This window comes from Streptomyces sp. NPDC052016 (genome assembly GCF_044548445.1).
GTDB lineage: Bacteria > Actinomycetota > Actinomycetes > Streptomycetales > Streptomycetaceae > Streptomyces.
On sequence record NZ_JBIUBX010000001.1, the window covers coordinates 279748 to 298822 of the forward strand.

At 71.2% G+C, this 19075-nt stretch carries 15 protein-coding genes and 1 pseudogene; 8 read left to right on the forward strand and 8 right to left on the reverse strand.

Annotated features, from left to right (window positions below):
• The first annotated feature begins 498 nt into the window (after nt 1-498).
• Nucleotides 499-1398 (forward strand): RNA polymerase subunit sigma, encoded by a 900-nt coding sequence (locus tag ACIHAR_RS01255; protein ID WP_400015756.1) that lies wholly within the window; start codon nt 499-501, stop codon nt 1396-1398.
• 17 nt (nt 1399-1415) lie between these two features.
• On the opposite strand, the gene ACIHAR_RS01260 is transcribed toward ACIHAR_RS01255, so the two are convergent.
• Nucleotides 1416-2336, reverse strand: coding sequence for an RNA polymerase sigma-70 factor (locus ACIHAR_RS01260; protein WP_400015758.1), 921 nt, complete (start codon nt 2334-2336; stop codon nt 1416-1418).
• A gap of 389 nt (nt 2337-2725) precedes the next feature.
• A pseudogene (locus ACIHAR_RS01265) lies at nt 2726-3254 on the reverse strand (SDR family oxidoreductase).
• Nucleotides 3255-3553: 299 nt separating this feature from the next.
• Between ACIHAR_RS01265 and fdxA the strand changes: the two are divergent.
• The gene (gene fdxA, locus ACIHAR_RS01270) at nt 3554-3940 is read left to right on the forward strand and encodes a ferredoxin (protein ID WP_400015760.1); all 387 of its coding nucleotides are present in this window, start codon (nt 3554-3556) and stop codon (nt 3938-3940) included.
• Nucleotides 3941-4005: 65 nt separating this feature from the next.
• Here fdxA and ACIHAR_RS01275 read toward each other — a convergent pair whose 3' ends face one another.
• Both ACIHAR_RS01275 and ACIHAR_RS01280 read right to left on the reverse strand, forming a co-directional pair.
• The gene (locus tag ACIHAR_RS01275; protein ID WP_400015763.1) at nt 4006-4503 is read right to left on the reverse strand and encodes an Ohr family peroxiredoxin; all 498 of its coding nucleotides are present in this window, start codon (nt 4501-4503) and stop codon (nt 4006-4008) included.
• A gap of 185 nt (nt 4504-4688) precedes the next feature.
• Nucleotides 4689-5585: an RNA polymerase sigma-70 factor gene (locus tag ACIHAR_RS01280; RefSeq protein WP_400015765.1), complete on the reverse strand. Its 897-nt coding sequence runs from the start codon at nt 5583-5585 to the stop codon at nt 4689-4691.
• A gap of 281 nt (nt 5586-5866) precedes the next feature.
• Here ACIHAR_RS01280 and ACIHAR_RS01285 point away from each other — a divergent pair, with 281 nt between their 5' ends.
• From ACIHAR_RS01285 to ACIHAR_RS01295, 3 genes are all read left to right on the forward strand, one after another.
• On the forward strand, nt 5867-6064 hold the full coding sequence (locus ACIHAR_RS01285; RefSeq protein ID WP_400015767.1) for a hypothetical protein: 198 nt from the start codon (nt 5867-5869) through the stop codon (nt 6062-6064).
• Complete coding sequence (locus tag ACIHAR_RS01290; RefSeq protein WP_400015768.1) at nt 6061-6336, forward strand: hypothetical protein; 276 nt, start codon at nt 6061-6063, stop codon at nt 6334-6336. Before ACIHAR_RS01285 ends, ACIHAR_RS01290 begins: the two co-directional genes overlap by 4 nt.
• A gap of 264 nt (nt 6337-6600) precedes the next feature.
• The gene (locus ACIHAR_RS01295) at nt 6601-6852 is read left to right on the forward strand and encodes a hypothetical protein (RefSeq protein ID WP_400015770.1); all 252 of its coding nucleotides are present in this window, start codon (nt 6601-6603) and stop codon (nt 6850-6852) included.
• Between the two features lie 155 nt (nt 6853-7007).
• Here ACIHAR_RS01295 and ACIHAR_RS01300 read toward each other — a convergent pair whose 3' ends face one another.
• On the reverse strand, nt 7008-8741 hold the full coding sequence (locus ACIHAR_RS01300; RefSeq protein ID WP_400015772.1) for an FAD-binding protein: 1734 nt from the start codon (nt 8739-8741) through the stop codon (nt 7008-7010).
• 214 nt (nt 8742-8955) lie between these two features.
• On the opposite strand from ACIHAR_RS01300, the gene ACIHAR_RS01305 reads away from it, so the two are divergent.
• The gene (locus ACIHAR_RS01305) at nt 8956-11769 is read left to right on the forward strand and encodes an AAA family ATPase (RefSeq protein ID WP_400015774.1); all 2814 of its coding nucleotides are present in this window, start codon (nt 8956-8958) and stop codon (nt 11767-11769) included.
• Nucleotides 11770-11919: 150 nt separating this feature from the next.
• Nucleotides 11920-12951: a sigma factor gene (locus tag ACIHAR_RS01310; RefSeq protein WP_400015775.1), complete on the forward strand. Its 1032-nt coding sequence runs from the start codon at nt 11920-11922 to the stop codon at nt 12949-12951.
• On the opposite strand, the gene ACIHAR_RS01315 is transcribed toward ACIHAR_RS01310, so the two are convergent.
• Complete coding sequence (locus tag ACIHAR_RS01315; RefSeq protein ID WP_400015777.1) at nt 12876-13862, reverse strand: helix-turn-helix domain-containing protein; 987 nt, start codon at nt 13860-13862, stop codon at nt 12876-12878. The genes ACIHAR_RS01310 and ACIHAR_RS01315 overlap by 76 nt on opposite strands.
• 110 nt (nt 13863-13972) lie before the next feature.
• On the opposite strand from ACIHAR_RS01315, the gene ACIHAR_RS01320 reads away from it, so the two are divergent.
• Nucleotides 13973-15001 (forward strand): saccharopine dehydrogenase family protein, encoded by a 1029-nt coding sequence (locus ACIHAR_RS01320; RefSeq protein WP_400015779.1) that lies wholly within the window; start codon nt 13973-13975, stop codon nt 14999-15001.
• 108 nt (nt 15002-15109) lie between these two features.
• Here ACIHAR_RS01320 and ACIHAR_RS01325 read toward each other — a convergent pair whose 3' ends face one another.
• Both ACIHAR_RS01325 and ACIHAR_RS01330 read right to left on the reverse strand, forming a co-directional pair.
• Nucleotides 15110-15583, reverse strand: a complete 474-nt coding sequence (locus ACIHAR_RS01325; RefSeq protein WP_400015781.1) for a hypothetical protein — start codon at nt 15581-15583, stop codon at nt 15110-15112.
• A 326-nt stretch (nt 15584-15909) separates the two neighbouring features.
• Nucleotides 15910-19041 carry a glycosyl hydrolase family 95 catalytic domain-containing protein gene (locus ACIHAR_RS01330; protein ID WP_400015783.1) on the reverse strand — a complete coding sequence of 1044 codons (3132 nt, stop codon included), beginning with the start codon at nt 19039-19041 and terminating at the stop codon, nt 15910-15912.
• Nucleotides 19042-19075: the final 34 nt, after the last annotated feature.

The window sequence follows — 19075 nt, forward strand, 5'->3', positions numbered from 1 at the left end:
TCGCTGCGGGGCCTGGGCGGACACCGCCGCAAGCCGTCGACACCGCATTGACCGCGCAGTGAGGGGCGCTGTGACAGCCACTTGTACAGCCGCTCCACTCGGCAGTTCGCAGCCGGGGTCAGGAGCGTCCTGGGAGATAGGGGGGCGCGCCGTGGGAGTGAGCGAGAGCCTGTGAGTGCGGCTCCGGCGACCGTGGCACGCAACGTCTTGCGCATGATGGTTCCCCCTCTTCTGGAAAGGAGTGTGTGAGGAGCGGCCCGGGGTAACTGGACTCCATGAGCGGCCTGTTCACACAACGCACTGCATTGGCACAACAGCGTGGCATGGGACGGTGGGATCACCTGAAAGGGTGTTCGCGACGCGGAGATCTCACAGTGTCCGCCTGCCTCCGGTCCAGCTGCCGAGCCGACGTGACACCCGGAAACCGCGGGTAACGTTCCGTGAGAACGCCGCCGTAGCGGCGATGGGTTGATGGGCCGTTCGGAAGGAGGAGGTGGTATGGACCCCGCCGGTGACACCATGCCGATCTCGGAACTGCTCGACGAGCGTCGGCATCTGGTGGAGGTCGCTCACTGGATGCTGGGCAGCCGCATGGCGGCCGAGCGTGTCACCGATGAGGCCTATCGGGAGTGGTACGGGCTCTCCGATCACCAGCGCGCGCGTATTCAGACGCCACGGGCCTGGCTGACCCGGGTCGTGGGCAGCATCTCGCTGGCACGGCTGGCCCCGCCGGGCCCCGGCGGTGACGCACAGGGTTCCACGCGGAAGGGGGGACCGCGCGATACCGGTCTGGAGGGCGAAGTCAGCGGGGTGCTGCCGCGGACGTGGGACACCCTCTCACCGGCCGAGAGGGCGGCGTTCGTACTCAACGACGCCTTCGGAGGGGCGAGGGGCAACGTCGCGGGCAGCGTACAGCCGACGGGGCCGGACCGCACCGAGCCGGCGGACCGGGCCGAGCCGGCGGACTGCGCCGAGCCGGCGGACCGGGCCCGTCACAGCCTCCGGGCCCGGCGCGCAGAGCCGGCATCACCGCGTCGGCAGGACGAGATCGCCCACGCCGTACGACAGGCATGCGCCGACGAGGACGTGGGTCGTCTGGCGTCCCTGCTGACCCACGACGTGACCGCGTTCTTCGACGGTGGAGGCAAGGTCCGTGCGCTGACGAGGCCCGTCACCGGCAGCGGACAGGTCGCCCCGAGTCTGCTGAACCTGCTCGCCCGGCACCCGCGCACCACCTTGCACACCTGCCCCGTCAACGGACGTACCGGTCTCGTCGCCCGCTACGACGACCAGGTCGCCGCGGTCGTCACCCTCGACGTGACCGGCTCCCGTGTCGTACAGGTCTGGGTCGTCCTCAACCCCGACAAACTGCGCTCCTGGAACCGCCCTGGCTCCTGACAGGTCGCACCACGGTGTCAGACGGTGCCTAGGGCCGCGCGGCGGGAGCGGGAGGCGATGAAGGCGGCGATCTTGCTCGGGTTGAAGACCCACATCACCTGGTGAATGCCCCGGCACGTGGCCGCGACGGTCATGAAGGTGGCGGGCCGGCCGTCGCGGTGGAGCATGACCCCGCTTCGTCCGTTGGCCTCGACCGGTTCCACCTCGACCGCCGGCCAGAACCGCGGATGGGCGGTCGACAGGTTCGCCACGCGGGCCCGGCCCACGACGGGGACACGAGCCGCGCCACGCATGCCGTTCCCGTCGGACAGACTGACCGCGTCCGGTGTGAGCAGTGCCTCCAGCGAGGCGACGTCTCCCTGTCTGGCGGCGGCGACGAAGGCGTCGAGCAGCTTCCGGTGCTCGGCGGCGTCGACGCTGTCCCGCTGGTCTTCGGTGAGGTGCTTGCGCGCCCGGCTCACGATCTTCCGCACGTTGACGGGGCTGAGCCGCAGGATGTGCGCGATGTCGTGGTAGGCGTAGTCGAAGGCTTCTCTCAGGACGTACGCGGCGCGCTCGGCCGGGGAAAGCTTCTCCAGCAGGAGGAGCAGGGCGAGCTCCAGTGCTTCCGCCCGTTCTGCGCCGACCCCCGGGTCATTGCTGGTGTCGACGGGCTCGGGCAGCCATGGACCGATGTAGGTCTCGCGGCGGACGCGAGCCGACTGGGCCACGTTGATGGCCAGCCGTGTGGTGGTACTCGACAGGAAAGCCACGGGGCTGACCACGACGGCACGGTCGGTCCGCTGCCAGCGCAGCCACACCTCCTGGACGACGTCCTCGGCCTCCACTGCACTGCCCAACACGCGATAAGCGATGCCGAAGAGACGTGGCCGGAGCTCCACGAAGACGGAGACGGCCTCGCTCAGGTCGCCTTCCACAGGGGACGCCTCTGGATGCATGATCCTTTGGTCTCCGTTTCTCTGTTGCCAGTGTTTTCGTGGAGGCGACCACGTGGCAGTCCGCCGGGGACCGCCAGGGCGGCGGCCCGGCGTACGGCAGTTTCTGGTGGGTCTCGCGGTCACCTCCGCTCAAGAGACCGACGGCGCAAGCGCTTCGTAACAGTTTCACGGGAGATTTCTTGCCGGACCTTCGAGGAGCGGACGGTCGGCACCGCCCTCGGTGTCACGAATGTGTCAACCGTTCGGTGTTTTCACGTGTCGGTGACATGGCGTGTCGGCGTCTCGACGATCGCCGTGCCGGAGGTGAGAAAAGGGGCCTGCCGTGCCGCAGCGCGGACGACAGGCCCCCGCGGGTGGCGGACCCTCCCCAGAGCTCGCCACCCGGCGACTCAGCGCTGCTGCCGCGCGAGCCAATCGGTGAAACGAGTCTCCGCGATGTGCGCGTCCGGACCCGGGAGCAGCGTGGTCTCCTGCAGTTCCGCACCGAAGTACGGCGCACGCACGTCGGTCACGACCTTGCGCGGGTCGCCCTTGCCGGCCCGAATACGGAATGCCCGATTCCTTGATCAGCTCCTCCTGTGCCCTGCTTGGCAGGGAAGTAGCCGCTCTCCTGGAGCCTCTCCGTGCCGACCCCGGAGAGCGCCACGCGGTGGGCGACACCGGCGTCCGCCTCCGCCTTCAGGAGGTTGGTGGTCGAGGTGCGGAAGAACTCCGTGACGGCGTCGTCCGCGCAGGAGGGCGAGTTGGAGACGTCGACCACGACCGAGGCACCGGTCAGCACCTCGCCCAGGCCCTCGCCCGTGAGGGTGTTGACGCCGGTGTCGGGGGCGGCCGGCACTGCCTCGTGACCGTGCTCGTCGAGCTGGTGACCAGCTCCGAGCCGATCAGTCCGGCACCGCCGATCACTACGACCTTCATGATGGGAATCCCTTCGACAACGTGTGATGTCCTCTGCGACAGGAATGACTGGGCACACACACTTTCTGTGACAAGGTCACCGTGAGTCCCCGGTCTCCCGGCGTTCGGTGCCGCTTCGCCGCCGGCCTCGGCCAAACTTGATCGCCGCCCGCCCGCAGGCCCGCCCCCGCCCGGCACCGACGCGGTGACCAGCGGCAGTGCGTAGATGTCGCAAATCGTCGGCATCCCCGGTCATAACGACGAGCCCGACGGCCGCACGAGCCGGCCCCATGACGTGTGCGACGGTGAGGAGGAGAGGGATGACGTACGTCATCGCGCAGCCCTGCGTCGACATCAAGGACGGGGCGTGTGTGACCGAATGCCCCGTGGACTGCATCTACGAGGGCGCACGCACGCTCTACATCAACCCGGAGGAGTGCGTCGACTGCCACGCCTGTGAGCCCGTCTGCCCTGTGGAGGCCATCTTCCACGAGGACGACCTGCCGCAGCACTGGGCGCGCTACCGGTCCGTCAACGCTGAGTTCTTCGAAGCCGCGTCCCCGGAGCGGCGCCAGCGGGGCGACTCGCCCGGCGACCACCCCCTAGTCGCGGCCCTGCCCCGACAGAGCCTGCACAAGAAGGAGATCTCCACGTTCGCCGTCCGCAAGGAGGAAGCCGCCGATGCGGATCTGTGGTTCCCCTTCTGACCGGCCGGACCCTCGAGAAGCGGCCGCCGCGTGGGGCGGCGGCCGGTGCCTGCCGGACGTGCCGGTCAGGAGGCGAACGTGATGGTGGTCGGCGTGCCCCTCCAGGCCATGCGCGCGTAGGGACACAACGCGTCGGCCTCCTCCATCAGAACGGTGGCCGTCTCGGGAGCGACGCCGGGCCACCGCACCACCAGGTCGACGCGCAGCAGATAGCCCCCGTCCTCGGGATCCCGCCCGAAGGCGACGGTCGCCACGACGGAGAGGGCCGCGGGGTCGAGTGCCTCCCGCCGCGCCAGGAGGCTCAGCGCGCCATGGAAGCACGCCGCGAAACCGGCCGCGAAAAGCTGCTCGGGGTTGGTTCCCCGGCCGTCACCGCCCAGCTCGGCGGGCATGCGCAGATCGAGGTCCAGGGCGCCGTCGGACGAGCGTGCCCGGCCGGAGGCCCGCCCGTGCGAGGCCACACCACCGTGGACGGTCACGGTGGTCGTGTAGATGGGCGAGAACTCGTCCCCGTCGTAGTCCTTCTCGGTCGACAGGGTGGGCAACGGGATCCGCTCGGTCACGGCATGACTCCGATGTCGTCGTGGCACGGTGTCCCGGCGGACGTCCGGGAGCGCGTACACGGGGCCTGGGGTTTGCGGTCTGTCCTTGGAACTGCGGGCAGTCCGGGGTCCGGACTACTGCATGACCGACGAAAGGCCGTTCCTGTGACGCCGCCCACGGACGCCGGGGAGGACGCCGACAGCGGTCAGCCGCTCAGCGAGGCCACGTAGGGCGACAGCTTGGCCGGGTTCATCACCCACATGAGCCGGTCGATGCCCTCCGCCGAGACATCGACGGTCAGCAGGGCGACGGCCTCCCCGCCGGACGAGACCAGCACGGCCGGCCGGCCGTTCGCCTCGACCCACCGGACCTCCGCCTGTGCCCAGAAGCGCGGGGCGAAGGCCACGAGGTACCGCGAGACATGAGGCCGCCCGATCACCGGGATCTTGGACGCGCCGCGGATCCCGCCACCGTCCGAGTAGCTGACGACGTCGGCGGTGAGGACGTCCTCCAGTACCGACAGATCGCCCGTCCGCGCCGCGGCGAGGAACACCTCCAGGAGCCGCCGGTGCGCGGCCGGCGTGGCGCGCTCCCTGCGTTCGGCGGCCAGGTGCCTGCGCCCGCGGCTCACCAGCTGACGGGCGTTGGCCTCGCTCGTCTCCAGGATCTCGGCGATCCGCCCGTAGGGATAGTCGAACGCCTCCCGCAGGACATAGGCGGTGCGCTCCACGGGATTCAGCTTCTCCAAAAGCAGCAGAACCGCCATCTCCAGGGCCTCGGCCCGCTCCGCTCCCAGGTGCGGATCCTGCGTGGTGTCGACGGGCTCGGGCAGCCAGGGCCCGACATAGGACTCCCGGCGTACCCGCGCGGACTGGGCCAGATTGATCGCCAGCCGGGTGGCGACCGTGGTCAGGAAGGCGGCGGGTTCTTTGACCTGTGAGCGGTCCGTGTTCTGCCACCGCAGCCACGTCTCCTGCACGACGTCTTCAGCCTCCACCGCACTGCCCAGAACGCGGTAGGCGATACCGAAGAGCCGTGGGCGCGCCGAGAGGAAGTCCTTCGTCGCTTGATCAAGGGTGCCGGGGTGGGGGCCAGCGTGCACGGAAATCCCTTCTGGCTTCGTGCGCACCATGCTACAAGCGGCCCTCGGAGGACGTGTCGGTGGCCGGTCGCACGACCGCGCCCGATGTCTTCCATGTGACACACCGTGGCACTCGATCCAGCCCAGGACCGCATGCCCGGGGGACGATCCATGCCACGGATCAATCGCGCGCCTGGTCAGAGCTGTGAGCAGTCCTGGACCGGAAAGGCGCACACAGTGTCGAACGGGACGCCAGCACACGACCACTTTGTTCCCCCACGCCCCATCATCTGGACGCCCCTATGGGTACTCCCGTCGACCTCGTGCATGGCATGCTGACGGTGCTCTTCGCCCTCGTGGCGGTGCACGCACTGCGGCGGGGCGTCCGGTCACCGGGAACGGGGCGCCGTGACCGGATGGACCATCTCCTGCACTTCGCCATGGCCGTGGCCATGGCGGCGATGCCCTGGAGCATCGGCCCCTCGCTGTCCGGACCATGACGGTCCTCTTCACGGCCGCCGCCGTGTGGTCCCCGCTGACCGCCCTCCACCGCCGCACGGCGGACACCGCGGCCGCGATCGCCGCCCGGCTGCCGTCCGCGGCCGGCATGGCGGCGATGGCCTGTATGCTGCGGACCCCCCTCGCCCGGGTGGCCCTCTCCCACGAGACGCCGACCGGAGGCGTCCCGGCCGCGCACCACACCGCGGCTCTCGGCCACCCCGCGGGCCCATCGGTGCCGGCTGCCGTCGTCACCACTGTGCTGACGGTTTAATCCACTGGCTTGCGCAGTGAGGTCGTTGACACGCCCCATGCCGTCGCTCCGGTCCGCCACGGCCGCCGCGCACCGCGCCGCCGCGACGGACCCCTACGGTCACTCGCGCGAGGGGGCGATGGCGCTGGGGACGGCGGACGGCCCTGATGCTGCTCATGCCGCACTGAACGCGTGTCACGGGGCGCCGACGACGGCCTTGCTGCGCATCAGGCAGTCCGACAGGTAACTGTCGTGGGGGACTCCCGGAGCCATCCAGGACGTCGGGTGGTCACCGACGTCCTGCATTGGCGATGGGGGGCCGCCAGCAGCGCGTCGAGCAGGACGCGGCATGCGGTCGACCTGTCCGCCGCCGGTCTCTCCCTCCGCGAGGTGGAGCCCGGCCCGCCCGTCACGGCCGGCTACCGCCTCACCCCGGACGGGACGGCGCTGATGTCCGTCCTCGGTGAGTCGGCTGGGTGGGCGTCCCGCCACCGGCCGGAGACACCGACGGCCTCGCAGCGCGTCGGCCGCGTCTGAGCCGTGATCACCTTTTCGTCCGGGACCAGCCGACGCGGCTCGGCCCGTGTCCGTGGCCCGAACCCCTGCGCGCACCGGCGGAATGCCGTCACGCCCGACAGGCCGCAGCCGACGGGCGGTTGAGCGCGGTCGCGTTCCCGAGGCGGCCACGGTTCCTATGAGGGCGACGCGGCGTCGCCCGCGACGTCCCGCATCAACTCGGCGATGTCCGTGGGGATGGGCGGGACGGGTTCGCGGCGCACCCCGGTCGTCGGGGACCACACCAGGTTGACCGTCAGGTCCGAGTCGACATCGGGGTGGTCGGACCGGTGGTGACTGCCCCGTGTCTCCCGCCGCTCCAGCGCGCACTCCAGTGTCGCGCGAGCGGCGAGGACGGTGGACCTGAGGTCGTAGGCGTACGCGAGGTCCTGGAACCCGCCGATGTCGATGTGCACCCCCACGTACGCCGTACGGGCCTCGATCTCGGCGAGTTCCGTGAGCCCGGCGGTGAGCCCGGCCTCGTCGCGCGCGACACCGGCGCGCTCCGTCATCAGGTGGCGCACCGACCGCAGCAGCGCGCGGACGTTCTGGTCGCCGTCGGCGGTCAGCAGCCGGTTCACGTCCGCCTCCGCGGCGCGGACCGCCGCCGGCGACCGTTGCTGGGTGGTGAGCCGGGCCGAGTACTCCGCCGCGGCCCGGCCGGCGATCCGGCCGTGGACGAGGAGTTCGATCAGCGCGTTCTCCTCCAACCGGTTCGCGCCGTGCAGACCACTGGCCGCCTCCCCGATCGCGAAGAGCCCGTTGACATCGGTGCCGTGGTCCTCGTGCCGGACCCAGACACCGCCCATGGAGTACCGGGCGGTCGGCGCGACCTCGACCGGGTCGCGGGTGATGTCGAGCCTCTGCACGTCCAACAGGGTCTGGTGCAGGTACGGCAGCCGCGTCAGGACGGTCTCCCGCGGCAGGTGGGACAGGTCGAGCCACACGCCGCCGGCCCGGGTGCCGCGGCCTTCCTTGATCTCGGTGTAGGACGCCAGCGCGACCCTGTCCCGACTGCAGAGCTCCATGCGCTCCGCGTCGTAGCGCGCCATGAACCGCTCACCGAGGTTGTTGAGCAGGACCCCGCCCGCTGCGCGGGCCGCCTCGCTGACGAGCATGCCGGCCGCGTTCTCCGGCCCGATCAGCCCCAGGGGATGGAACTGCACCAGCTCGGGGTCACGCAGCCGCGCACCGGCCTCGACGGCGAGGCGGAAGGCGTCACCGCTGCTTTCGTCACGACGCGAGGACGCACGCCGCCAGATGCGTGTGTGCCCTCCGGTCGCGAGGATCACGGAGTCGGCGTGCACGAGGTAGCGCGAGCCGTCAACGAGGTCGAACCCATAGGCGCCGAACACCGTTCCGTCATCGACCAGCAGCCGGGTGACGTACACGCCGGTCAGGACGGGAATGCCCAGCTCCTTCGCGCGTGCGCGGAGCGCTCGCCGCACCTCCGGGCCGTTGTACTCGTCGGCGAACGCCCCGCGGCGGTACGGGTGGTCGGCGAACCGGCGCTGGTCGGGACCACCGTGGCCCCGGCGGTCGAGGCGCGTGCCGTAGCGCCCCACGTCGTGGAACTCCTGCCCGGCGTAGCGGGCCACGACCTGCGCGGTGCGGGGGTCGGCCAGCAAGCGGCCCTCCCGCAACGTGTCGGCCGCATGCCGCTCCCAGGCGTCGCCGGTGCCGACGGTGGCGGGCGCCCACGCGGAACCTCCGGGCGCTGCCACGGCGGTGTGCACATCGTCGGCCGTGCGTTTGGCCACCGCGATGACCGCGACACCGGCCTCCGCGACCTCGATGGCCGCCCGCAGGCCTGACCCACCGGCTCCCACCACGAGAACGGACGTGGCGAGCTGGTGTCCGAGCGAAGACATGGGGGACCTCCTGCGACAGCGAACGGGCGAGATCATCGGCAGTGGTCGACCGGACAGCGGGCCCATCTGTGACAGCTTTCGAGTATTTTCCGGAGTGCAGACCCTCACAGGAATCCGACACACGGTGTGTGGACTGTTCCAGGTACCGTGACAAGGATCGTTCTACAACGTTGTGGGAGCCTTTCATCCCCTGGTACCCGAGGAGCCGCGTCGCATGATCGCCAGCCCGCTTCCCGACCTGGTCGGCCGGCATCGCGAGTGTGCGGCGCTCGACGACCTGCTGGTCGGTCTGCGCGACGGCGGGTCCCGAGTGCTGGTGATCCGTGGCGAGGCCGGCATCGGCAAGTCGGTGCTTCTGAAGTACGTGGCCGCGCAGGCGTCACGGGTGAAGGTGACCTGGGCGCAGGGCATCGAGGCCGACATGGAACTGCCCTACGCGAGCCTGCACCAACTGTGCACGCCGTTCCTGGACGAGCTCGACGAGCTGCCGGAACCCCAACGCGACGCCCTCCGCGTTGCGTTCGGGATGGCCGCCGGAGACCCGCCCGACCGCTTCCTGGTCGGCCTCGCCGTGCTCACCCTGCTCACCCGGGCCTCGGAGACCCGGCCGGTACTCGTTCTGGTCGACGACGCTCAGTGGCTGGACCAGGTGTCCCTGCAGACCCTGGAGTTCGTGGCCCGCAGACTGCTCGCCGAGGCCGTCGCCATGGCCTTCGCGGTGCGTGACCCCGAGGGACAGGCCGCGCTCAACGGCCTGCCCGCGCTGCGGATCCACGGTCTTGACACCGCCGCGGCCGGCGAGCTCCTGGAGGCCGCCGTCGGCGGGCGGCTGGAGAAGCGGGTCCGGGACCGGTTCGTGGCGGAGATGCACGGCAACCCGCTCGCGCTGCTCGAGTTCTCCCGCGGACGCAGCGCCGCCGAGCTGGCGTACGGCCTGGACTCGTCGAGCTACCCGAGCGTTCAGGGGCCGGTGGCGAGCCGTGTCGAACGAGACTTCGCCGGCCGGCTCGGTTCGCTGCCGGCGGCGACCCGGACACTGCTGCTGATCGCCGCGGCGGAACCGGTCGGCGACGCGCGCCTGCTGGTCCGCGCCGCCGCCTCTCTCAAGATCACCCCCTATGCCGCACCGGCCAAGGCGGCCGGCCTGATCGAATTCGGCGAGTCCGTCCGGTTCCGGCATCCACTGGTCCGTTCCGCCGTCTACCACGGAGCCGATCCCGAGGAACGCCGGGCGGCGCACCGGGCGCTGGCCGAGGCCACCGACCCGGTCCTGGACCCCGACCGGCGCGCCTGGCACGCCGCTCAGGCCGCCGACGGGCCGGACGAGGAGGTCGCCGCGGGGCTGGAGCAGGCCGCCGACCGCGCACGGCAGCGCGGCGGCATCGCGGCCGAGGCGGTCCTGCTGGAGCGCGCGGCCGAGGTGACGCCGGACCCGCGCCCGCGGGGCCGCCGGGCCCTCGCGGCCGCCGAGGCGCACTTCTCGGCCGCCGCGCCCGACCGGGCCACGGAGCTTGCCACGGTGGCCGAACTGTGCCCCCTGAGCGCGCTGGACCGCGCCCGGCTGGCGCGTCTGCGGGCCAGGATCCTCTTCGCCCGCAGCCGCAGCGACGAGGCGGCGCCTCTGCTTCTGGAGGCCGCCGCACAGTTCACCGCCGCCGGGTCGCCGCTGGCGCGGGAGACGTACCTGGAGGCGATCAGCGCGACGATCTTCGCGGGCCGGGTCCACGGTCCGACAGGTGCCCGCGCCGCCGCGATCGCGGCCCGCGGGTCCGGGGCGCCCCCTTCGGGCTCCAAGGCCGCCGACCTCCTCCTCGACGGTGTGGCCGCGCTCCTCGCTGACGGGTACGAGACCGGCGTCCCGGCACTGCGCTGCGCACTGGATCTCCTCGAGCACGAGGAGCTCGGCACCCGGGAGGCGGCCGTGCGCTGGCTTCTGCTGGCCCCGGTCGCGCTGGAGGCGTTCATCCACTACGCCTGGGACCTGCACGCGTGGGACACACTGGCGAGCCGCGCGGTGCGCCTGGCCCGCGACATCGGCGCCCTCGGCGCGCTGCCACCGGCCCTCATCTACGCCGGCGGCGTGCACATCCACTACGGCGACTTCGCCGAGGCCGCCCGGATGATCGACGAAGCCGACGCGCTCGCCGCCGCGACGGGACACGCCCCGCACAAGTACGCGACGCTGGTCCTGGCCGCGTGGCGAGGCAAGGCGGACGTCGCCGCCGCCATCGTCGACGAGGCCAGGCAGACGGCCGAACAACGAGGCGAGGTGTCCCTGCTGGGCGCCATGGGCTACATCCAGGGCGTGCTGTTCAACGGCCTGGCACGCTACGAGGAGGCTCTGGAGGCCGCTCGCACGGGCATCGAGCACGACGGGTTCAACTTCACCGGCCTGTCGCTGGTCGAACACGTCGAGGCCGCGACCCGGTGCGGTGAGCTCGACCAGGCCCGGGCCTCCCTGGCCCGGCTGGTCGAGCTCACCCGCGCCGCCGACTCCGGTTGGGCCCGTGGCGCCGGCGCCCGCAGCCAGGCTCTCCTCGCCGACGGTGACGAGGCCGACCGTCTGTACCGGACCGCGATCGACGAGTTCGGCCGGGGCGGTGTGGCCGTGGAGGTGGCGCGCACCCACCTGCTGTACGGCGAGTGGCTGCGCCGCGACAACCGCCGGTCGTTGGCCCGGGAGCACCTGCGTACGGCTCACGAGATGTTCGACAAGATGCGGGCGCACGCCTTCGCCGAGCGAGCCCGCCGCGAACTGCTCGCCACCGGCGAACACGTCAGAGCCCGGGAGAACAAGCCGACGAGCGCCCTCACCCCCCAGGAGTCACAGGTCGCGACGCTCGCCGCCGACGGCATGACGAACGCGAGGATCGGCGCGGAGCTGTTCATCAGCCCGCACACCGTGGAGTGGCATCTGCGCAAGGTGTACACGAAGCTGGGGATCAACTCACGCCGCGCGCTGCCGGGTGCCCTGGCGAGCGCCCCGGCCACGGACATCCGGGAAGAGGACACGGTGCGAACCGGCTGAGGCCGGTGCGGGCCCCGGGGTCCCCCCGGGTCACCCCCACGGGGTCCTACGGACTTGACCACGGGGAGCAAGGGCGCGATGAGCACCGCCACGAACGGAGGGTGGATCCATCGCCCTCGACGGGCGCCCGTCCACGAAGAGGAGCTCCCGATGTCCGCGCCCGGCCCGGAGACGACGACGCCGACCCAACCCCCGGTCGCCCGGCCGGCCCAGGCCGACCTGGACATCGCCCTCGACATCTTCCTGGCCCAGCGGACGCGGCTGTTCCGCATCGCCTACCGCATTCTCGGCGACGTCGCGGGAGCCGAGGACGTGGTTCAGGAGGTGTGGCTGCGCTGGCAGCTCACCCACCGAGCGGATATCGACAATCCGGCCGCGTTCCTGGTCACGGCCACGACCCGGCTGGCCATCAACGTCATCCAGTCCGCGCGTCTCCGTCACGAGCTTCCGGCCGATCCGCAGTGGGCCGACCTCGGTGACCGGGCCGCCCAGGATCCCGTGCTGAGCGCCGAGCAGGCCGCGGCGGTCGAGGGGGCCCTGGCCCTGCTCATGGCGAGGCTGACGCCGGATCGGCTGGCCGCCTACGTGCTGCGCAAGGGCTTCGGCTACGCCTACGCCGATCTCTCCGAATTGCTTCGGATCAGCGCCCCGAACGCACGGGTCCTGGTCCACCGCGCGCAGGCCCGCCTGGAGCACGGTCGCGAGCGGCCGGTCCCCGCCGAGTCGCACCGTCGCCTCGTCGCCGCGTTCCGGACCGCGGCCGGCACCGGGGAACTGGACGGCCTCGTGCGGCTTCTCGCCGGCGAAAGAGGGCGGTTCCCGTCCCGGGGACCGGACGACGTGGCTTCCTCGCGGAGAAACGCAGCGGCTGACACCGTATTGCGGCGGAGGACCTCTCCTTCCTGGAGACCGCCGTCCGGCAGGACACGGTCAGCGGCGCGCGGTTCACTCGCAGCAAGTGGCCACCATACGACCGCTGATGCCGCGTCATCGGCTGAGGGCTTGCTGAGTCACTTACAGGAGATACAGCCCGCGGCCCCTCGGCCAGGACCAGTGCCGCTGCCGGTGCGACGCGAGAGCGGCTCCGGTCGTTCGCTGCCCGCTCTTCATGACTTGCGTCGGTGGTGTCGCCCGTCGTCGTACGCGCCGGGTCGGGTCCGGGGGCGGAAGGTGCGGCGGTAGGTGTCCGGCGGCACACCGACCGTCCGCTGGAAGTGCCGGCGCAGCGTCGTGGCGGTGCCCATGCCGGTGGCCGCCGCGATGCTGTCGACGGTGTCGTCGGTGGTCTCCAGCAACTCCTGGGCGTGGCGGATGCGTTGGGTGAGCAGCCACTGCAGCGGGGTGGTTCCGGTCACCGACCTGAAGTGGCGGCCGAGGTTGCGGGAGCTCATCCGTGCCTGGCGGGCCAGGTCCTCCACGGTGAGCGGCTGGTCCAGGCGTCGGATCACCCAGGGGAAGAGTTCGGCGAGCGGGTGGTTGTCCGGGGCGGGGACCGGGGCGGTCACGAACTGGGCTTGGCCGCCGTCCCGGTGCGGCGGTACGACCAGGCGGCGGGCGAGCGTGTTGGCGACCGACGAGCCGTGGTCGAGGCGGACCAGGTGCAGGCACAGGTCCATGGCGGCGGCCTTGCCGGCGGAGGTGAGCACGCTGCCGTTGTCCACGTAGAGGACGTCCGGGTCCACCGTCACCCGGGGGTGGCGCTCGGCCAGCTCCTTGGCGTGCGCCCAGTGTGTGGTCGCGCGTCTGCCGTCCAGCAGGCCGGCGGCGGCCAGGACGAAGGCGCCCGTGCAGAGGGAGGCCACGCGCGCGCCCGCCTCATGGGCCGCGCGCACCGCTTCGATCAGCTCGGCCGGTGGGTCCCGGTCGACGTCGGCCCAGCCCGGAACGATCACGGTGTCGGCGTGGGGGAGGCGGTCGAGGCCGTGGTCGGGCGCCAGCCGGAAGCGGCCGACCCGTACGGCGCTCGGTCCGCAGACCGAGAAGCGGTACCACGGCTCGGCCACGCCGGTCATGTCGGCTCCGAAGACCTCGCAGGCGAGGGCCAGTTCGAACTGCAGCATGCCGTCGGTGACGGCTAGCGCGACGTCAGCCATGTCCGGAATTGTATGGGGCATGGCGTTCCGGACACTCGCGGGGGGACATCGGCCTTCGCCAGGATGTCCGTGACGGATCACAGTGGATCATTCGATTGCGGGGAGACACCATGGGATCGGACCAGACAGTCGCGGTGTTCGGCGCGTACGGGCACACCGGGCGGTTCGTGGTGGCGGAACTGAGGGAGCGTGGGTTCGTCCCGGTCCTCTCCGGGCGCGACGCCGACAAGCTGAAGGCGCTGGCGCACGAGACCGGGCTGGACGCCCGCCCGGCGTCGGTGGACGACCCGGTCTCGCTCGACCGTGCGCTGGCCGGCGCGGCGGCCGTGATCAACTGCGCCGGGCCCTTCGCCACGACGGCCGCGCCCGTGATCGAGGCGGCCCTGCGCACCGGGATCCCGTATCTGGACGTGGCGGCCGAGATCGAGGCCAACGTCGACACCTTCGCGCACTTCGCCGACCGGGCGCGGGACGCGGGTGCGGTGATCGTCCCCGCGATGGCCTTCTTCGGTGGCTTTGGTGACCTGCTGGTTACCGCGGCGATGGGCGAGTGGACGGCGGCCGACGAGGCACACATCGCGTACGGACTGAGCAGTTGGCACCCCACAGCCGGGACGCGCACGTCGGGCGCGGTCTCCCGGCGGCGACGGGACGGCGGTCGCGTCCGCTACTCCAACGGGCGGCTGGAGCACCGGCACGACACCCCGCCGACCCTCCAGTGGCCCTTCCCCGAACCGATGGGCCCCCGCCCGGTCATCGGAGAGTTCACGATGGCCGACGTGGTGACCGTACCCAGCCACCTGTCCGTCCCGGAGGTGTGCACCTACATGACGGTCGAGGCGGCCCGCGACATAGCCGCCCCGGACACACCGACACCCGCCGCGGTCGACGATCGTGGGCGGTCCGACCAGACCTTCCTCGTCGACGTCGTCGTGCGCTCGGGCGGCAATGAACGGCGCGCCGTGGCCCACGGTCAGGACATCTACGCCGTCACCGCGCCGCTCGTGGTGGAGGCGCTCGACCGCATCCTCACCGGAAGGACCCATGCGGTCGGTGTCGCCTCCGCGGGGAAGATCTTCGACGCGCCGGACTTCCTTCGCGCGCTGTCCCCGCACATCACCGTGGAACTGCGTCCATAGCGGCCCGCCTGCCCCCGGCTTCGGCTCGACCGGCCCTGGCCACCTCGCTGCGACGGCCGGGGAACAAGCCGGCCGGTCCGAACGGGTTCGGAATCGAAGGGCAACAGCTCAGCCGGTCAGTCGTTTCGCCGCGGCCGCATCGCCCGCGTCGGCGCGAGCCCGCAACTCCGCGATCGCGGCCGCATCACCTCGCTCGGCCAGCAGCCCGGCCAACTCCTCCGCCTCGGTGAAGGCCCAGTCCTCGGGATCGTCATCGTCCGCACGATCGCAGGTGTCCAGCGTGGCCAGGTACTCCGCCCGGAGCCCGGCAGGGTTCTGCCACACCGCGTCCGAGAACTTCCACACCTCCACCGCACGATCCGGATCGCCGCGCTCGACCAGCAGCTCGGCCAACCGCTTCGTCGTGGGCGAGGTGTCGCCATAGGCTCGGGCCCACACCCGCAGAGCGCCTTCCCGATCGCCCTGCTTGGCCAGCAGCTCGCCCAACCGCCCTGCCGCGTTCCGGTCTCCGGCATCAGCCCGAGCCCGCAACTCCGCGATGTGGTCCTGGTTCGGCACACTGCCGCTCGGTCGATCTTCCACTACCCGTCACCTCATCCGCGAGCCCGAGGGGCGCCGGCAACGACTCACCGCTCCACGAAGCGTAGACACTCCACGGGGCCGGGACGAGGGTCCCAACGGACGCGTTGTCCACGGAGGTGGTGTTCGCCGCTCCCAACCGGGCGAACCAGGTGGCGGTCGTCTGCCCCCGACGGGACCGCGAACACCGCCCTGGCCGACTGGACGGCACTTCGTGGTTGTTGACTCAGGGCCGGGGAGACCCGCTGTGCCGACGACCGCCCCGCCCCGCTTCAGGAGGGCGGTCGGCCGCCGGCCTGAAGCGGGGCGGCAGCGAGTCGCTCCCGACCTCAGGGTTTGCTCGGCTTCACCTTCGTGTCGACGCCGTTCACCCGCACAGTGACGTTCCTCCGGTTGCGCGCCCGGTCGGCCACGATCCTGTAGGACGTGACCTTCCCGTCCCGCCACGCACAGCTGACCTCGTAGCCGCCCCGGGCACGGAGCCCGGTGAAGGAACCCTTGGCCTTCCAGTCGTCCGGCAGGGCGGGCAGCAGGTGGATGACACCGTCGTGGCTCTGCAACAGCATCTCCGCGACGGCGCCCGTGATGCCGAAGTTGCCGTCCATCTGGAAGGGCGGGTGGTCGCAGAACAGGTTGGGCAGCGTGTTGTAGGTCAGCAGGCCACGCAGCATGATCCGGGCGCGGTGGCCGTCACCGAGGCGGGCGAAGAGGGCCGCCCGCCAGGGCCAGGTCCACGAGCGGCGGCTGTCGCCCGACACCGTCGCGGCCGTGAACGGGACGCCTTCCTTCTCACCGCACCGTGCCTTGAGCGACACGAGGGCGGCGGCCGCGAACTCGGGCGTCTCCGGAGTGATCTGGCGGCCCGGGTAGACCGCGAAGAGGTGCGAGGTGTGGCGGTGGATGTCGGTGGGACTGTCGATGTCCTCCTGCCACTCCTGAAGCTGACCCCACCGGCCAATCTTGTTCGGCGCCAGGCGCGCCTGCATATCAGCGACCTTGGCCCGGTAGGCGGGGTCGGCCTCGAGTGCCGCCTCGCAGTCGAGGTAGTTCTGGAACAGGTCCCAGATGATCTGCTGGTCGTACATGACGCCGTCCTCGCGCGGCCCGTGCTCGGGTGACCAGCCGTTCGGCGCGACGAGCAGTCCGTCCTCACGCTCCTTGAGGTGGTCCTCCCAGAACTCGCAGATCTCCTTGATCATGGGGTGGGCTACGGTGCGCAGGTAGTCCATGTCCTGGGTGAACGCCCAGTGCTCGTACAGGTGTTGCGCGTACCAAGCGCTCGCGACGGTGTTCCACTCCCACGCGTTGCCGCCGTAGATGCTCTGGCTGGTGCGGGCGGTCCAGCCGCGCGTGTCCTCGCCGAAGGCGTTGCGGGTGGCCACGCGACTGGGCACCGCCACCTGCCTGATGAACTCGACGAGTGCCTCGTGGCATTCCGGCAGGTTCGTCGTCTCGGCTCCCCAGTAGTTCATCTGGACATTGATGTTCGTGTGGTAGTCGGAGGCCCACGCCGGCGCGTTGCTGTCGTTCCACAGACCTTGGAGGTTGGCGGGCAGCCCCTTCGGGCGGGAGCAGCCGATCAGCAGGTACCGACCGAAGTCGAACATGATCTGCTCGAGACCCGGATCCTGCCCTCCTGCCGCGTAACGCGCCAGCCGGGCGCCGGTCGGCAGGGCGGCGACAGCCTCCTCGGAGGTCCCCCAGTCGACGGAGACACGGTTCATGAGAGCGCGCATCTCGGTCGTGTGCTCGGCGCGCAGTTCGGCGTAGGACCGGGCGGCCGCCTTGTCGAGGGTCCTGGCGACGACCGGTTCCGGATCGGCTCCGCGCCACCCGGCCGCGGCGTCGAGCCTGTAGTCGGTGCGGGCGTCGAGAAGCAGGGTCAGAGCCGTGCAGCCGCTGAATCGGAGCACCGACCCGTCGGCGCGGACGTCGCCGCCGGTGTGAACGACCTGGACGGTGCACGCGTGCTTGAGGCCGTTGCCCATGACACCGCGGAAGGCGATCCGACGGGCGTCGGCGTCGACGGTCGTCGGGGCCCCTTCCTGACCGGACGTCAGGGACAGCGTGCCGGACAGGCCCTGGTCGTCGTCCGTCGTGTACCGGAAGACCATGACGTCGGCGGACCGGCCGGCGAAGGCCTCCCGCACGACGCGCCGCCCCGGCGTGCCGAAGCGGGTGACATGGACGCCCTCCACGAAGTCCAGGGCGCGCTGGTAGTCGACGAACGAGCGCTGGGTACGAGTGTCGAAACCCTGGCCCTCCATGGCCACTTGCGCGATCTGGAAGCCGGTGGACGACTCGCCCGGGGTGAACGTGAGCCGGTAGGCGCGGTAGGCCGTGGTGTTGGTGATCCGGAAGGTCCGCGTCTCGCCGCGGCCGGCGAAGGGAGCGCCGGGATCCTGGGTGTCGAGGGTCACCCAGGCCCGCCCGTCCTGCGACGCCTCCAGCGCCCAGCGCCGGGGGTCGTCCTGCGGACGGTCCGGCGCCGCCGTCAGCGCGTACGAGGTGACGGCGACCGCGCGGGGCAGATCGGCCTGCCAGACGACCTCAGGAGCGGTGGCGTCGACCCGCCAGACCGTGGCGGGATCGCCGTCCATCGAGCGCGAGATGTCCGTGACCCGAGACCCGCTGCCGGCACCGGATCCCTCGGAATGCCCGCTCTTCGACGACAGGTACAAGGAACCGCCCCCGAGGTCGACGCCGGACAGGCCGATCTCGCTCACCTGGAAGTGGCTGACCCCTGCCCTGGGCGCGAAGTCGAACCGGTAGAAGCGGTAGGCCCCGGTGTCGGCGCAGGTGAACTCCTTCGTCTGGAAGCGGCTTTCGAAGGGCGCCGCCAGAGTGCGGCTGTCCAGCGTGGCCCAGGTGACGCCGTCGGTGGAACCGGAGAGCGTCCACTCCTGAGGGTCGCGCTGCGGCACGTCGTTGGCACTCGTCAGACGGTAGGACGCCACCTCGACGGCGTCAGGGAGCTCGACCTGCCACTGCACCCTCGAGCCGGGCGTCTCGATGCACCACTTGGTGCCCGGATCGCCGTCGTACGACTTGTCGAGCCCTTCCGACGAGGACGAACGGTACGGTCCCCCCGGGGCCGTGACCTTCGCACGGGCAGCGAAGGTGACGACGACGTCGCCGAAGTTCCGGTAGGAACCGAAGCCGGTCATGCTGGTGTCGAAGGCGTTGTCCGGCTGGCCCGCGAGGGCGTTGTCGTAGTTGTTGACCCCGCCCCACAGACTCTGCTCGTTGAACTGGATGCGCTCCTCGTCGGGGGCGGCGAAGAGCATGGCGCCGAGTCGTCCGTTGCCGATCGGCAGTGCCTGCGACTGCCAGTCGACGGCCGGGACCGGATACGTCAGCGCCTTGCGCGACAGGACGGGCCACTGCACTCCCGCCGGCGCGGCGGGGACGGCGGCGACGGCCTGTCCCGCGGGCGTTCCGCCGCTCACCTGCGTGATCAACGGTGCGAGGGCAAGGGCACCACCGAACTTGAGG

Bases quoted from the DNA above. Each gene is read 5' to 3' on its own strand.
- ACIHAR_RS01305 (WP_400015774.1), top strand. From the start codon at position 8,956: ATGATCGCCAGCCCGCTTCCCGACCTGGTCGGCCGGCATCGCGAGTGT.
- fdxA (WP_400015760.1), top strand. From the start codon at position 3,554: ATGACGTACGTCATCGCGCAGCCCTGCGTCGACATCAAGGACGGGGCG.
- ACIHAR_RS01300 (WP_400015772.1), bottom strand. From the start codon at position 8,741: ATGTCTTCGCTCGGACACCAGCTCGCCACGTCCGTTCTCGTGGTGGGA.
- ACIHAR_RS01290 (WP_400015768.1), top strand. From the start codon at position 6,061: ATGACGGTCCTCTTCACGGCCGCCGCCGTGTGGTCCCCGCTGACCGCC.
- ACIHAR_RS01260 (WP_400015758.1), bottom strand. From the start codon at position 2,336: ATGCATCCAGAGGCGTCCCCTGTGGAAGGCGACCTGAGCGAGGCCGTC.
- ACIHAR_RS01285 (WP_400015767.1), top strand. From the start codon at position 5,867: ATGGGTACTCCCGTCGACCTCGTGCATGGCATGCTGACGGTGCTCTTC.
- ACIHAR_RS01255 (WP_400015756.1), top strand. From the start codon at position 499: ATGGACCCCGCCGGTGACACCATGCCGATCTCGGAACTGCTCGACGAG.
- ACIHAR_RS01310 (WP_400015775.1), top strand. From the start codon at position 11,920: ATGTCCGCGCCCGGCCCGGAGACGACGACGCCGACCCAACCCCCGGTC.
- ACIHAR_RS01320 (WP_400015779.1), top strand. From the start codon at position 13,973: ATGGGATCGGACCAGACAGTCGCGGTGTTCGGCGCGTACGGGCACACC.
- ACIHAR_RS01315 (WP_400015777.1), bottom strand. From the start codon at position 13,862: ATGGCTGACGTCGCGCTAGCCGTCACCGACGGCATGCTGCAGTTCGAA.